Source organism: Bacillus sp. GB_SG_008 (assembly GCF_052038115.1).
GTDB classification, from domain to species: Bacteria; Bacillota; Bacilli; order Bacillales; family Bacillaceae_G; genus Bacillus_A; species Bacillus_A rhizoplanae.
Genome location: NZ_JBPZSK010000001.1, coordinates 461,287 through 476,156, shown reverse-complemented (window position 1 = coordinate 476,156; position 14,870 = coordinate 461,287). Strand labels below are relative to the sequence as shown.

Annotated in this window: 15 protein-coding genes; all 15 read right to left on the bottom strand. The window is 37.9% G+C overall.

Annotation, left to right across the window (positions count from 1 at the left end; genetic code table 11):
* Positions 1-50 precede the first annotated feature (50 nt).
* The 15 genes from ACTDJC_RS02315 to grpE all read right to left on the bottom strand — a co-directional run bounded on the left by ACTDJC_RS02315 (position 51) and on the right by grpE (position 14,864).
* Positions 51-404, bottom strand: a complete 354-nt coding sequence (locus ACTDJC_RS02315; protein WP_253630422.1) for a diacylglycerol kinase family protein — start codon at positions 402-404, stop codon at positions 51-53.
* Positions 401-871: an rRNA maturation RNase YbeY gene (ybeY, locus tag ACTDJC_RS02310; RefSeq protein ID WP_098307832.1), complete on the bottom strand. Its 471-nt coding sequence runs from the start codon at positions 869-871 to the stop codon at positions 401-403. Before ybeY ends, ACTDJC_RS02315 begins: the two co-directional genes overlap by 4 nt.
* Positions 872-3,013: an HD family phosphohydrolase gene (locus ACTDJC_RS02305; protein WP_440602567.1), complete on the bottom strand. Its 2,142-nt coding sequence runs from the start codon at positions 3,011-3,013 to the stop codon at positions 872-874. It lies immediately after the preceding gene.
* 179 nt (positions 3,014-3,192) lie between these two features.
* Entirely contained in the window at positions 3,193-4,152 is a 960-nt protein-coding gene (locus tag ACTDJC_RS02300; RefSeq protein WP_253630424.1) for a PhoH family protein, read from the bottom strand.
* 7 nt (positions 4,153-4,159) lie between these two features.
* Positions 4,160-5,359, bottom strand: coding sequence for a sporulation protein YqfD (gene yqfD, locus ACTDJC_RS02295; protein ID WP_253630425.1), 1,200 nt, complete (start codon positions 5,357-5,359; stop codon positions 4,160-4,162).
* Between the two features lie 190 nt (positions 5,360-5,549).
* A complete protein-coding gene (yqfC, locus tag ACTDJC_RS02290; RefSeq protein ID WP_098307840.1) occupies positions 5,550-5,843 on the bottom strand; it encodes a sporulation protein YqfC in 294 nt (97 codons plus the stop codon).
* Positions 5,844-5,949: 106 nt separating this feature from the next.
* Positions 5,950-6,393, bottom strand: a complete 444-nt coding sequence (locus ACTDJC_RS02285) for a GatB/YqeY domain-containing protein (RefSeq protein WP_440602566.1) — start codon at positions 6,391-6,393, stop codon at positions 5,950-5,952.
* Positions 6,394-6,408: 15 nt separating this feature from the next.
* Entirely contained in the window at positions 6,409-6,582 is a 174-nt protein-coding gene (gene rpsU / locus ACTDJC_RS02280; protein WP_020062243.1) for a 30S ribosomal protein S21, read from the bottom strand.
* A gap of 434 nt (positions 6,583-7,016) precedes the next feature.
* Positions 7,017-7,682 (bottom strand): deoxyribose-phosphate aldolase, encoded by a 666-nt coding sequence (gene deoC / locus ACTDJC_RS02275; protein WP_440602565.1) that lies wholly within the window; start codon positions 7,680-7,682, stop codon positions 7,017-7,019.
* Positions 7,683-7,852: 170 nt separating this feature from the next.
* Complete coding sequence (gene mtaB, locus ACTDJC_RS02270) at positions 7,853-9,205, bottom strand: tRNA (N(6)-L-threonylcarbamoyladenosine(37)-C(2))-methylthiotransferase MtaB (RefSeq protein ID WP_098307846.1); 1,353 nt, start codon at positions 9,203-9,205, stop codon at positions 7,853-7,855.
* Between the two features lie 6 nt (positions 9,206-9,211).
* Positions 9,212-9,961 carry a 16S rRNA (uracil(1498)-N(3))-methyltransferase gene (locus tag ACTDJC_RS02265; RefSeq protein WP_253630428.1) on the bottom strand — a complete coding sequence of 250 codons (750 nt, stop codon included), beginning with the start codon at positions 9,959-9,961 and terminating at the stop codon, positions 9,212-9,214.
* Between the two features lie 176 nt (positions 9,962-10,137).
* Entirely contained in the window at positions 10,138-11,076 is a 939-nt protein-coding gene (prmA, locus tag ACTDJC_RS02260; RefSeq protein WP_440602564.1) for a 50S ribosomal protein L11 methyltransferase, read from the bottom strand.
* Between the two features lie 28 nt (positions 11,077-11,104).
* A complete protein-coding gene (dnaJ, locus tag ACTDJC_RS02255; protein WP_253630430.1) occupies positions 11,105-12,217 on the bottom strand; it encodes a molecular chaperone DnaJ in 1,113 nt (370 codons plus the stop codon).
* A gap of 215 nt (positions 12,218-12,432) precedes the next feature.
* Entirely contained in the window at positions 12,433-14,268 is a 1,836-nt protein-coding gene (dnaK, locus tag ACTDJC_RS02250; RefSeq protein ID WP_253630431.1) for a chaperone protein DnaK, read from the bottom strand.
* A 26-nt stretch (positions 14,269-14,294) separates the two neighbouring features.
* Positions 14,295-14,864 (bottom strand): nucleotide exchange factor GrpE, encoded by a 570-nt coding sequence (gene grpE, locus ACTDJC_RS02245; protein ID WP_440602563.1) that lies wholly within the window; start codon positions 14,862-14,864, stop codon positions 14,295-14,297.
* Positions 14,865-14,870 lie beyond the last annotated feature (6 nt).

Here is a 14,870-nt window from a genome sequence, read left to right as displayed (position 1 = left end):
CTCTTCCTTTCCATTTACAATATGAAAAGATAAAAATCTTTGGAATGCAACTATATCATATACGGTCCAAAGATAATAGCACCAATTACAACGGCAATAATCGAGAAAAATAACACCGCGCCTGCTGCTGCGTCTTTTGCTATTTTAGCAAGTGGTTTCACCTCAGTCGTTACTAAATCAACCGTTTTCTCCACCGCTGTATTAACGATTTCTAGTGCAAATACCCCCCCAATTGTCAAAAGTAAAATAAGCCATTCTGTTTTCGTAATATGAAAATAAAAACCAAGGCCACTAACAATGAACGTTGCTAAACAATGAATTTGTACATTTCGTTCATGGAGAAGACAAAAGAAAATTCCAGCAAATGCATAGCGGAAACTGTTTATAAGTTTTCCTTTTTTCATCTACCCAATCCAAAAGCATTGAGAATTTCTTTTTGTCTTTCAAACATAACCTTTTCTTCTTCTTCTGTCATATGATCATAACCAAGCAAATGCAAAAAGCCATGCACCGCTAAAAAACCAAGCTCACGCTCAAAAGAATGGCCATATTCTTCAGCCTGCTCTTTCGTTCTCGGAATAGAAATAATAATATCGCCTAACATGCGGGGCATGTCCACACCGACAATTTCCATTTCTCCTTCGCCCATATCTTCCATCGCAAAAGAGATTACGTCTGTTGGCTGATCTTTATCACGATATTCACGGTTAATTTCTTGAATGCGCTCATTATTTACAAATGTAATTGAAAGTTCCGCTCCGTCTTCTACAGATTCTGTCTCTGCTGCTTTTTCAACTAACTGTTGAATTAGTTCAACATACTCTTCTTTTACTTCTTCCGTTTCATCAAAAAAGTCAATTATTAACCCCATTTACTTCACCTTTTCTTCTGATAATTTCGGATACTTAATCCGAGAATGGAAAATTCCATTTAATGTTTCACATAATGTTTTCTCCACAATTTGCAGTTCTTTAAATGTTAAATTACATTCACTGAATTGTCCATCTTGTAGACGGTCTTTAATAATACTATGAACAAGATTATCAATTTGCTCTGGTGTTGGTGCATTCATGGAACGCACTGCCGCTTCTACACTGTCAGCAACACCGACAATAGCCGATTCTTTTGATGTTGCTTTTGGACCTGGATAACGAAACATCTCTTCTGTGTACTTCTCTTTATCCTCTTGCATTGCTTTATAGTAGAAATACTTTAACAAAGTAGTTCCATGATGCTGCGCTGTGATATCAATAATCTCTTGCGGAATATGATGTTCTTCTAACATTTTTACTCCATTTGTAACATGGGCAATTATAATATCTCTGCTTGTTTCAGGGTCCAATCGATCATGGGGATTTGAGATTCCCATTTGATTTTCAATAAAGAAATGCGGCTGCACTGTTTTTCCGATATCATGATAATATGCTCCTACACGTGCTAGCACACCATTCGCCCCAACAGCTTCACATGCCGCTTCTGATAAATTCGCGACCATGACACTATGATGATACGTTCCTGGTGCTTCTAATAAAATTTTGCGAAGCAATGGATGATTTGGACTTGCTAATTCCACCAACTTCATACTAGAAACAAGACCAAGACCACTTTCTAAATATGGCAAAATCCCCATTGCTAAAACCGATGAAATAATCCCAGATGCTGCTGCCATTAATAAATGTGTTCCAATCTCAATCGGTGAAAAGTTTCCATTGCGCAGTAGCAATAAAGCTGCTAATACAACCACATTTAAAATAGATACAAGTATCCCAGTTTGCAGCAACATTGTACGACGATTTTTTTCCCGCAAAAAAATGCTAACAGAAAGCGAGCTAAGCAATACATAAATCCCAACTGAATAATTAAGTGTACTCGTTACCTCTTCATTAAATAAAATACTACCGCACACTGAAAAAATCACACTTGTTATAAAAACAAATCGATCACCAATCATCAGCTTCACTAATATAGTTCCCATTGCAACCGGAGCAATATAAGCAATACCGGCATATTCTAACTTTTGAAACAAACTAATAATTTTCATTAAAACAACTGTAATGGCGACAATTGTTGTATATGCTAAAATATATGGCTTGTCCTCTCTTTTCGACTTTAAAAACGCCTCAAATTGCTTATGCATAAAAAATAGAAGAACACCAATAAAAATAGCTAGTCCTAAAAATGGTTGAAATGAATTACTTTGATTCAGTAATCCTACTAACTTCAACTGTTCATACACTTCTCTTGTAATTGTTTCACCTTCTTTTACAAGAATTTGACCTTGTAAAATATAGACAGGATCCACTTGATCCATCGCCATTTGCTTCTGTTCCTTCGTAGCAGACGAATCGTAAAAATAGTTTGGTACGATCGCATACTGACCAAGTGCGGTAATTGCTTGTTTCAATTCGTTACTAACAGATACGTTTTTTAACTCGTTAGTAATACGGTCTTTAAACTGATCCACTTCATTCATTTTAATATGATAACTCATTAAATTATTGACAGCTGTGACGGTTGATTCCCTCGCCACAAGAAGCTGATCTTCTGTCGCATTTAAAAATTGCAATAACACTTGATCAGACAAACTTTTCGTTAAATCCGTTGGCAATTTCTTTTTTAATTTATCCAATCGTTCTGTAGTCGACAAGTTTTTTTGCGCATTTGGTGCCGAAGTATTTGCCTCTGAATCCACTTCTTTTATTGCATCAAAGACCGAATTCACAACATCAATCCGGTTTTGTTTATATTCACTTCGATACGTATACTGATCCTCGACCTTTTGAGCCGCTTCTCTCTTTTTCTTTTCTGTCGTTACTTTATCTTCAATTTTAACAGGAGAATGGATTGTCTTTTTTGAAATAGACAACATTTTGACATCTAATTGTTCCGGTTTTACATTATTCATCAGCGCCAAAAATAGCACCGCTCCTAATAAAACATAAGAAATCCAGCTCAGTTTTTTCGAATGCTGTGTATTGCGAAACCACTTAGCAACTTCTTGAAACCCTGACATAATTACAATACCTTCTCCTCTCCTGATATAAAGTGAAACTTCCATTCGTGAGGCGCTTTTTCCTTACGAATGGTTAGTTGAACCAATCGGGCTCTTACAGTTGGTTGGCCTTCTCTTCTTTGACCTGCTACTACCAACTGTTTGAGCGAGATAAAAAGAAATGATCCTTACAAGCAGGATCATTCCATTTTATCATATGCTTCAATAATGCGCTGTACGAGCGGATGACGAACAACATCCGATTGCTCTAGTTTAATAAACGAAAGTCCAGGTACACGGTCTAATACATTCGCTGCAATAGAAAGGCCAGATTTCACACCTTTCGGTAAATCAATCTGGGATGGATCTCCCGTTATAACCATTTTCGAATCAAATCCAAGACGCGTTAGAAACATTTTAATTTGCGCTCCTGTTGTATTTTGTGCTTCATCTAGAATAACAAACGCATCATCGAGTGTTCGTCCTCTCATGTATGCTAACGGGGCAATTTCAATAATACCGCGTTCTATCATTCTTTGCGTATGTTCTTGCCCAAGCACATCATGAAGAGCATCATAAAGAGGGCGTAAATACGGATCCACTTTTTCTTTCAAATCTCCAGGTAAAAAACCTAAACTTTCTCCAGCTTCAACAGCAGGTCTTGTTAAAATAATTTTTTTCACATCACCATTTTTTAATGCACGAACAGCCATTACTACAGCTAAGTAGGTTTTGCCAGTACCTGCTGGTCCCATTCCAAAAACAATATCATTCTTCTTAATGGCATAAATATATTGCCTTTGTCCTATCGTTTTCACACGGATGGACTTACCTTTTGCTGTTTTAAAGATTTCTTCTTCATATAACTCTTCAAAATGAGCCAATTTCCCTTGACGGCCAAGTTGAATCGCGTAGATTACATCACGCTCAGAAATCGATACACCCTTGCGAATAACAACTAGAAGCTGTTGTAATATACCTTCAACAAGAGCTAACGCTTCTTCTGTTCCAGATACACGAACAGATTCCCCTCTCGTAACAATCGATACCTCAAGTTCGTTCTCAATTACTTTTAAATGCGCATCATTTACTCCAAACAAAGCAATTGCTTCATTATGGTTTTCCAATTGTTGATTCATCTCTACTAATTGTTCAGCCATTAATTACTCAATCTCCTTGAATATCGGATTCAGATATCGGTTGAGCCTCTGCAATATTTTCAATCACTGTATAATGCAACAATAATTTTAAATTCCCATTCTCAACCTGTTTATGCAAAACTTTCTTCCCTATAATCATAGCACGTTCATCCAGTTTTTTCTTTAATTCTTTTTGTCCCATTTCCTCCGCCACCGCAATTGCCTGTTTTTCTGTATATTCACGGTTTGCTTCCTCCTCTTCACGTACAATCGCTTTTTCATAAGCAATCGGTAGTGTAAAACCGAGCAACTTAACATCATGTCTTACTGTCTCCGTTTTAGACCGCTTATACTTATCATGCTGAAATCCCCATATTTTTATTTTTACGTTTCCGAAAGTAAGATAATGTTCTCTATATGAATTCCCTGTATAGACTTGAAATGTCGTTTTCAAAGGTACCTCCACTTCAGACTTGTACCAAGTTTCACCAAATACAACCCCTTTAGCAGAAACAATTGTCGGGCTATCTTCTTTCCCATATACCCCCGATACAAGAAGTTGTCCCTTTTGCACATAATCATTTTTCATAACTGCTGGCTTTCCAATCTCCACAAACATCTTCGTAATAATCGCTTCTTTTTTTGCAACTAAATGTTGCGGCACCTGTTCTTTTTCTTTTTTCGGTTCATTTTTTTCAACTATTTTAAAGCGATATGTCGTTCCTTTCACTTCCAAACCAATCCACGTAATGGCATTAATATTATCAGTCAAATAACGCTGTACAGTCTCTACACTAGGCATTTGAAATTGCAGCTTCCCTTTCTTAATACCCATTTTGTCCAATTCTTTCATCATAATATATTCCGTCTCTGGCTTTGCCCCTGTTATTTCTATTTTCCATACCATGTTTGATAAAACGATAACAATAAAGAAAAAAAGGAAAAAACCAACAAGAAAACCACTATTTCGAAGTAAGCGTTTATTCCAAAATGGCAGCCCATAACGTCCAATGAAGTACAGTTTACATTCATTTTTACGGTAAATCGGACGTAATCGTTTCACATCACGAAGCGGCATGCAAAATACAAGTGTATCATCTGCAACTTTCTTCACATTCCAAACAGGAATATCACGCCGTACACATTCATTAATAAATCGTTCTACTCCTCTTCCTTGAATCCGCACCTTCACATACCCAATCCATCTTGTAAACCACTGATTTTTCATAGCTCGCCCCCATCAGCTTTCTGAAAAAGGCGCAGTCCCCCATAAAGACCTGCACCTTTCCTATCACTTTGTCCCGCTCAAACAGTCGGTAGTAGTAAAACTAAGAGGCGAATACTAATCGACTGTTTGAGCCCGATTTCTTCAACTAACCATTCGTGAGAAAGAACACCTCACGAATGGAAGTTTCACTTTATCTATCTTTCTTTTCTCCTTCTAAAAACAAGACTTGCTCAATAGTTCCTTCAAGTAAAAGCTCTTCTGGAAGAATCGTTTTAATAACAAAAGAGTCCCCTTTTATTAATAATTGTCCTTGCTTTAACAAAAGCCGCACCTCTTTATCACTAAATACTAATAATCCACGATGATTTTCTATATAAATATGTACCTGCCCGACAAGGGTAATTCTCGGCAGATCCATGAATACATCTGCAGGTAGGTCTATCTGCTTAGTGATCCAATTTTTCATTTGCTGCAACTTTCTCATCGAAGACCCCCCTCTCATCCCATATGTATGAAAAAAAAGCTTGTAATATCACGTCCAAATTGAAAAAAAACATAAAAAAGCGTCTCATTATAAATGAGACGCTTTTTTATGCTAATAGTTGTGAAACAAGCCTATTCACTTGTGAGCCATCTGCTTTACCTTTTACTTTCGGCATAACAGCACTCATCACTTTGCCCATATCAGCTTTAGAAGCTGCACCAACTTCAGAAATAACTTGCTGAATAACAGCAGCCAATTCTTCTTCTGTTAATTGCTCTGGCAAATATGTTTCTAAAATCTGAATTTCGCTTTTCAGTTTATCAACAAGGTCCTCACGACCCGCTTTTTCAAATTCAAGGAGGGAGTCTTTATACTGTTTTACTTCACGAGTTAAAACTGTTAATTCCTCATCTTCTAGAAGAGAGTGCTGCAGTTTAATTTCTTCATTTTGTAAAGCAGCCTTAACCATACGAATAACGGTTAATTTTTCTTTTTCTTTATTCTTCATCGCTTGTTTCATATCATCGTTTAAACGACCGAGAAGACTCATAAATTACACCCTCTCTTAGAACTTACGCTTTCTTGCCGCTTCAGATTTCTTCTTACGTTTTACGCTTGGCTTTTCATAGAACTCGCGTTTTCTTGCTTCAGCAAGCGTACCAGCTTTAGAAGTTGATCTTTTAAAACGGCGAAGTGCATCCTCCAAAGACTCGTTTTTACGAACGACTGTTTTTGACATTCTCTTTCCCTCCCTCCGAAACATCCACTTACATCCTAAATTCAGCATGCAAAAAAGAAACACTTACTCAGCATGTCTTTTACGATTATAATACATTTTATACTTTTAGGTCAACTATCTGATAAAAGAAAAGAAGAGCAATCGCACTTCTTTTTTCACGATATGTTCAATTTCGATATAAAATTCTATATCAATGCGAAATTATTCTACAAAAATGTTCGCTTCTTTTATTCATCATCTAGATACAATATCCTAGACCCTCGTGTTAAAAAATCTTAGCTGCCAGGACTGAACAGTCGGCTCCGCTTTTATTTTATCCAGCTGCAGCGGCTAGAACATTCGGTCGTTTCATTCTTTCCTACGAGGCAAAAATCGCCTCTGCGTCAAGACTTCCAACGCCCTCATGTTCTAAACGAGCCGCTTCCGCTTTTATTTTAATAATCAGTTGTTGCTGTTTTTCCGCTTACTAGCGCTACACCAGAGCTTGTACCAATGCGCGTTGCACCTGCTTCTACCATTGCGTCCATGCCTTTTTCGTCACGAACACCGCCTGATGCTTTTACACCGATATCTGGTCCCACTGTTTTTCTCATTAATGCAACATCTTCTACTGTTGCACCGCCTGTTGAAAATCCTGTTGATGTTTTTACAAAATCAACGCCTGCTTTTACAGATAATTCACAAGCACGAACTTTTTCTTCTTCTGTTAATAGACATGTTTCAATAATTACTTTTACAAGTGCTTTTCCTTTTGCAACTTCTACAACAGCGCGAACATCACGCTCTACTAACTCGTCGTTTTTATCTTTTAACGCACCGATGTTAATCACCATGTCAACTTCTGTTGCGCCTTTTGCGATTGCATCTTTTGTTTCAAATGCTTTCGTTTCTGATGTGTTTGCTCCAAGAGGAAAACCAATTACCGTACAAACTTTTACGTCTGTCCCTTTTAAAATTTCTGCTGCTGTTTCAATCCATGTTGGATTTACACATACAGAAGCAAAATCATGTTGTTTTGCCTCTTCGCATAGAGTAACGATTGCTTCTTTTTTTGCATCTGGTTTTAATAACGTATGATCAATTAATTTTGCGTAGTTCATTTAAAAATTGCCCCTTTCTCAACTTATACTCAGTGATTTTGCTACTTGTTAGTTGTCTGACAACCTTAATCTTCAGCATTATATCATAAAGTATAGCGTTTTCATATTTTAACTTCTCCATCAAATAAAAAAGCATGCAAACAAAACTATTTGCATGCTTTTCTCTTCTCTTACGCGCTTGCTGATTCTTTTGGAGATACATCTTCTAGCACACGAACAAATTGTGCTTCATTATAAGGGTAACCGGCTTTCGTGATTTTCACCTTAATCAATTTACCGATTAATTCTTCAGATCCTTCAAAGACAACTTTTAAGTAATTATCTGTATAACCTACATATAATCCTTCACGATCAGCTTCTTTAAATGGTTCTTCTGGAATAATTTCAAGAACTTCACCTTCAAACTGAGATGCATATTCTTTCGCTAATTGATCAGATAATGCAATCAAGCGGTGTACACGCTCGTTCTTGATTTCTTCTGGCACTTGATCGTCCATGCGTGCTGCTGGTGTTCCTGTACGTTTTGAATACGGGAATACATGGAGTTCAGAGAAACGATTATTTTTAATGAAATTGAACGTTTCCATAAACTCCTCTTCTGTTTCACCAGGGAAACCAACGATAACATCAGAAGTAATTGCTAGTCCTGGTAACGCTTCTTTTAAGCGATCTAAACGCTCCTGGAAAAATTCCATTGTATATTTACGACGCATACGCTTCAATACTGTATTAGATCCAGATTGAAGCGGAATGTGTAAATGACGTACAACAACTTTAGAGTCGCGCAGTACTTCAATCACTTCATCAGTAATTTGACTTGCCTCAATAGAAGAAATACGAAGACGTTTTAAACCTGTTACTTGCGCTTCCATATCGCGAAGTAATCCTGCCAAATTATAATCTTTCATATCTTCACCGTATCCACCTGTATGAATACCTGTTAAGACGATTTCTTTATAACCAGCATCTACTAATTGCTGCGCTTGGCGAATAACTTCTTTCCCGTCACGAGAACGCATTAAACCACGAGCCCATGGAATGATACAGAACGTACAGAAGTTGTTACATCCTTCTTGAATTTTCAAAGATGCACGCGTACGATCTGTAAAATACGGTACGTCTAATTCTTCATATACACGTGTTTTCATAATGTTACGTACAGCATTAATTGGCTGACGTTCATTACGATATTCTTCAATATAGCCAAGCATTTTCTCACGGTCTTGCGTTCCGACAACAATATCCACACCTGGAATTGCCATAATTTCTGCTGGAGATGTTTGTGCATAACATCCCGTTACACAAATTACCGCATCAGGATTTTGACGAACGGCACGACGAATTACTTGACGACTTTTTTTATCCCCTGTATTCGTTACTGTGCATGTATTAATCACATACACATCAGCTGTTTTCTCAAATTCAGTTCGCTCATAACCACCTTGTTTAAACAGTTGCCAAATCGCTTCTGTTTCGTAGTGGTTTACTTTACAACCTAACGTATGAAACGCAACAGTTGCCATATATATTCACCCCATTAATTCAAAATGATAAGAGACAGCACTTAGCGCGTATAAAGGCGCCGTTTCTGTCCGCAATATTCTTGGTCCTAAACTGCAAGGTACAAAGGCATGTTCAGAAAGAGAAGACACTTCCCCTTCTGTTAAGCCACCTTCTGGCCCAAATACAATGAGTACCTTTTGCCCTGGTTCTAACTTTGTTAAAGCCTTAGCAAAATTTGATTTTTCACCTTGCTTCGCTTCTTCTTCATATGCAACAAGACAACTGTCATAGTCTTTACTCATCGTGAGAAGCTCTTTAAAAGAAACAGGTGCATACACAGTAGGAACTTCACTGCGATGAGACTGCTCGGCTGCCTCTTTTACGATTTTATTAAAACGCTCTACTTTTTTACCGGCTTTTTTCGCATCCCATTTTACAATAGATCGAGATGCTTGAAACGGTAAAAAGGCGGCTGCTCCAAGCTCAGTTCCTTTTTGTAAAATCAACTCAAGCTTATCTCCTTTAGGCAGTCCGCTAGCAATTGTCACAAACACAGGTAGTTCACTTGACATCTCTATCCATTCTACAATAGTCGCATTTATAAATTCATTGGTAATTTCAGCAATTGTACAGATTGCTGTTTTCCCATTTGTACAACAATAAATGTGATCACCAGGCGTCATACGCATCACTCTTCCAATGTGATGCACATCATCTCCTACAATACGAATTGTCGTTTCATTTATGTTTTGCTCTTCTACAAAATAACGCTGCATCATATCACCTTAGTAAAGTTTAGCTCTTTTCGTAAACACACGCTTACGAAAAGAGCCAAACAGTATGATTTAGATTAAACAAACGGTAAGTCCCTCACTACTTTCAGCGAGAGACTTTCCACTTACATTCTCCCGTACAAACGGGCAATAAACACTTGAACAAGGAAAATTCTATCTTATCCTTTACGCGCAATAATTGCTACCCAATCTTCCATCGTTAACACTTCTTCTACTGTAAAACCTGCTTTTACTAACGCTTCTGTTACAATTTTTTCTTTCGCAGCAATAATACCTGATGTAATGAATAATCCACCTTGCTTAACAACTTTTGCTGCATCTTCTGGGAATAATAAAATAATTTCTGCTAGTAGATTCGCAACAATTAAATCAACAGGTCCTTCAATACCTTCTAATAAACTGTTTTGTCCAACAGTTACAACATTCTCTGTATGATTTAGTCGAACGTTCATCTCAGCACTTTCTACTGCAACTGGATCTAAATCGTATGCTTGAATGGACGAAGCACCTAATTTAGCAGCGGCAATACTTAACACACCAGATCCTGTTCCAACGTCAATAACAGTATCACCAGGTTGTACTGTTTTTTCTAAAGCACGAATACACATCGTTGTTGTTGGATGTGTTCCTGTACCAAATGCCATTCCTGGATCTAACTCGATAATTTTTTCTTCTGGTGAGGAAGGTGTATACTCTTCCCATGTTGGCACAATTGTAAATGTATCAGAAATTTTCACTGGATGGTAATATTTTTTCCAAGCAGTAGCCCAATCCTCTTCATCTACCTCATTAACAGATACAGTTGCTGCTCCAATCTCGATTCCGTAAGAAGGCAACAGATCAATGGATGATTTTACACTTGTAATTGTTTCTTGCAAAGTATCATTCTTTGGGAAATACGCTTTTACAAGTACACCTTCTGTTGGATATTCAGCTGGATTTAACGCATAAATCTCACCAAATTGTTGTTCACGCTCTTTCGTTAATTCAGCAGGATCTTCAATCGCAACACCGCTTGCTCCTGCTTCATGTAAAATATGCGAGATTGCTTCTACAGCTTCCTCTGTTGTATGAATACTAATTTCTGACCATTTCACAATTTACCAACTCCATTTTTTATTTCCATTATTCCCCTTTAAAAGCTCGCTTAAGCTTTTTAAATAGGCTATCATCATGGTCTTCTTGACCTGTAAATTCTCTCAACAATTCTTTTTGGTGGGATGTTAATTTTGTTGGTGTAACAACACGAACAACAACATATTGATCACCTTGCCCATATCCGCGTACGTTTGGCGCACCTTTTCCTTTTAAACGGAATTCTGTTCCTGTTTGTGTTCCTACTGGAATTTTTAACTTTACTTTTCCATGCACAGTCGGAACTTCCACTTCATCTCCAAGTGCTGCTTGCGCAAACGTTAATGGCATTTCACAAATAATATCATCACCTTCGCGATGGAAGAATTCATGCTCTATTACACGAACTACTACATATAAATCACCTGCTGGTCCGCCGTTTACACCAGCTTCTCCTTTACCAGACACGCGAATTTGTTGACCATTATCAATACCTGCTGGAATTTTAACGTTAATTTTTTTACGTTTACGTACTTTTCCAGAGCCATGGCATGTTGTACATTTTTCTTTAATTATTTGACCTGTTCCAGAGCATTGTCTACAAGCTTGACGATTCACAATACGACCAAATGGTGTGTTTTGCTCCACGCTAACTTGCCCTGTTCCAGAACAATGTTTACATGTTTCTTTCGAAGTTCCCGGTTTTGCTCCGCTACCACTACATGTATTACAAGGATCTTCAGTTGGAATTTCAATATCCATTTCCTTACCAGAAATTGCTTCTTCAAAGTTTAAAGAAACTTGATATTGAAGATCTGCACCTTGACGCGGCGCATTTGGATCACGGCGTCTACCGCCTCCACCACCAAAGAATGAACTAAAGATGTCTTCAAAACCGAATCCACCACCGAAGTCGCCACCGCCAAAACCACCAAAGCCTTGATTTGGGTCAGCATGACCAAATTGGTCGTACTGTGCACGTTTTGAATCATCACTTAATACTTCATATGCTTCTTGCACTTCTTTAAATTTTTCAATTGCATTTTCTTCTGTACTTACATCTGGATGATACTTTTTCGCCAAACGACGGTATGCTTTTTTAATCTCGTCTTTTGAAGCACTCTTGCTAACGCCAAGCACCTCATAGTAATCTCGTTTACTCATAAGTTTGTAACCCCCGATTCCTTTCACATAAACGTAATTTTAACATCGAAAGAAAGTGCTTTGCAACACTGTTTCCTCACTTACAGTATGCAAAAAGAAAAACATTGGACTCCCACACAAAAGACTCTGTGTACACCCAGTCTTTTCTTCACTCGCGAAAAAAGCCAAAGCCAAGGCACGCTTGACTTTGACTTTTTGTCATCTTACTTATTTTATTACTTATCTTCTTTTACTTCTTCAAACTCAGCATCTACTACATTGTCGTTTTTCGCGCCTGCGTTGCCTTGTGCGCCTTCTGCTTGCTGTGATCCTGCAGCAGCTTGAGCTTGCTCATATAATTTTACAGTTAATTGTTGTACGATTTCTTGAAGTGCATCTTTTTTCGCACGGATTTCATCAAGATCATTTTTCTCGATTGCCGCTTTTAATGCATCTTTCGCTTCTGTTGCTTTCGCTACTTCAGCTGCATCTACTTTACCTTCTAAATCTTTTACAACTTTATCTGTTTGGAATACAAGTTGATCCGCTTCGTTACGAAGTTCAACTTCTTCTTTACGTTTTTGGTCAGCATCAGCATTTGCCTCTGCTTCTTTTACCATACGATCTACTTCTTCATCAGAAAGACCTGAAGAAGATTGGATTGTAATTGTTTGTTCTTTACTTGTTCCTAAATCTTTTGCACGTACATTTACGATACCGTTCGCATCAATATCGAATGTTACTTCGATTTGTGGAATACCACGTGGTGCTGGTGGGATATCTGTTAATTGGAAGCGACCTAATGTTTTGTTGTCAGCTGACATTGGACGCTCACCTTGTAATACGTGAATGTCTACTGCAGGCTGGTTATCAGCAGCAGTTGAGAACACTTGTGACTTACTTGTTGGAATTGTTGTGTTACGATCGATTAATTTTGTGAATACGCCACCCATAGTTTCAATACCTAAAGAAAGTGGAGTTACGTCTAATAATAGAACGCCTTTTACATCACCAGTAAGTACGCCACCTTGAACTGCAGCACCTAATGCTACAACTTCATCAGGGTTAACGCCTTTATATGGTTCTTTACCAGTTTCACGTTTAATTGCTTCTTGTACAGCTGGAATACGAGTAGAACCACCAACAAGAATAACCTTATCTAATTCACTTGGAGAAAGACCAGCATCTTTTAATGCACGACGAGTTGGTTCTAATGTTCTTTCAACAAGGTTAGCTGAAAGTTCTTCAAATTTCGCTCTTGTTAAGTTTAATTCTAAGTGTAATGGACCAGCAGCTCCAGCACTAATGAATGGTAATGAAATTTGTGTTTGTGTTACACCTGAAAGATCTTTTTTCGCTTTTTCAGCAGCATCTTTCAAACGTTGAAGTGCCATTTTATCTTGGCTTAAATCAATGTTATTTTCTTTTTTGAATTCAGCTACTAAATGATCGATGATAACTTGGTCAAAGTCGTCACCACCAAGACGATTGTCACCAGCAGTTGAAATAACTTCAAATGTTCCATCTGCTAATTCAAGGATAGATACGTCAAATGTACCGCCACCTAAGTCGTATACAAGAACTTTTTGTTCTTCGTCTTGTTTTTCTAAACCGTAAGCAAGCGCAGCTGCTGTTGGCTCGTTAATAATACGTTCTACTTCTAAACCAGCAATGCGGCCTGCGTCTTTTGTTGCTTGGCGTTCTGCATCGTTAAAATATGCTGGTACTGTGATAACAGCTTTTGTTACTGTTTCACCTAAGTATGCTTCAGCAGAAGCTTTTAAGTTTTGTAAAATGATTGCAGAAATTTCTTGAGGTGTAAATTCTTTACCTTCAACTTCTACTTTGTAGTCTGTACCCATATGACGTTTAACAGACATGATTGTATTTGGGTTCGTAATCGCTTGACGCTTCGCTACTTCCCCAACTTGACGCTCTTCATTTTTGAAAGCTACAACAGAAGGAGTTGTACGGTTCCCTTCTGGATTTGGGATAACTTTTGGTTCTCCACCTTCCATAACAGCTACACAAGAGTTTGTTGTACCTAAGTCAATACCGATAATTTTACTCATGGCGAAACCTCCTACATTTATGTAAATTATTGATTTACTTTTACCATTGATGGTCGAATCACACGATCTTTCAGCTTATAGCCTTTTTGGAGTTCTTCCACAACCGCGTTTGATTCAAACTCGCTGTCTTCTACTTGCATAACAGCTTGATGCTCATGCGGATCAAACTGTTTACCAACAGCTTCAATCGCTTCAACACCTTCTTTATTCAGCGCTTCTAGCAATTGACGATATACCATTTCCATCCCTTGTAATAAGGATTTCATCTGCTCGTCGCTCGCTTCCACTTGCATTGCTCTTTCAAAGTTATCAAGAGCTGGCAAAATATCTGATACAAGGCTTTGTGATCTATACTTTTCAGCCGCTTGCTTATCTAATTGAACGCGGCGCTTATAGTTTTCAAAATCAGCTTGTAGACGAAGCATGCGACCTTCTGTTTCCGACAATTTCGCTTGTAATTCATCTACTTTTTCTTGTAAAAGAGCAGCTTTGCTTTTTTCTTCCACTACAGTTTCTTCGCTATTTTCTGGTGCTACAGCTTCTTCTGTTTGCGCTTCTTTTACTTCTTCTACCACTTGTTCATTACGCTCTTCCACAACTTT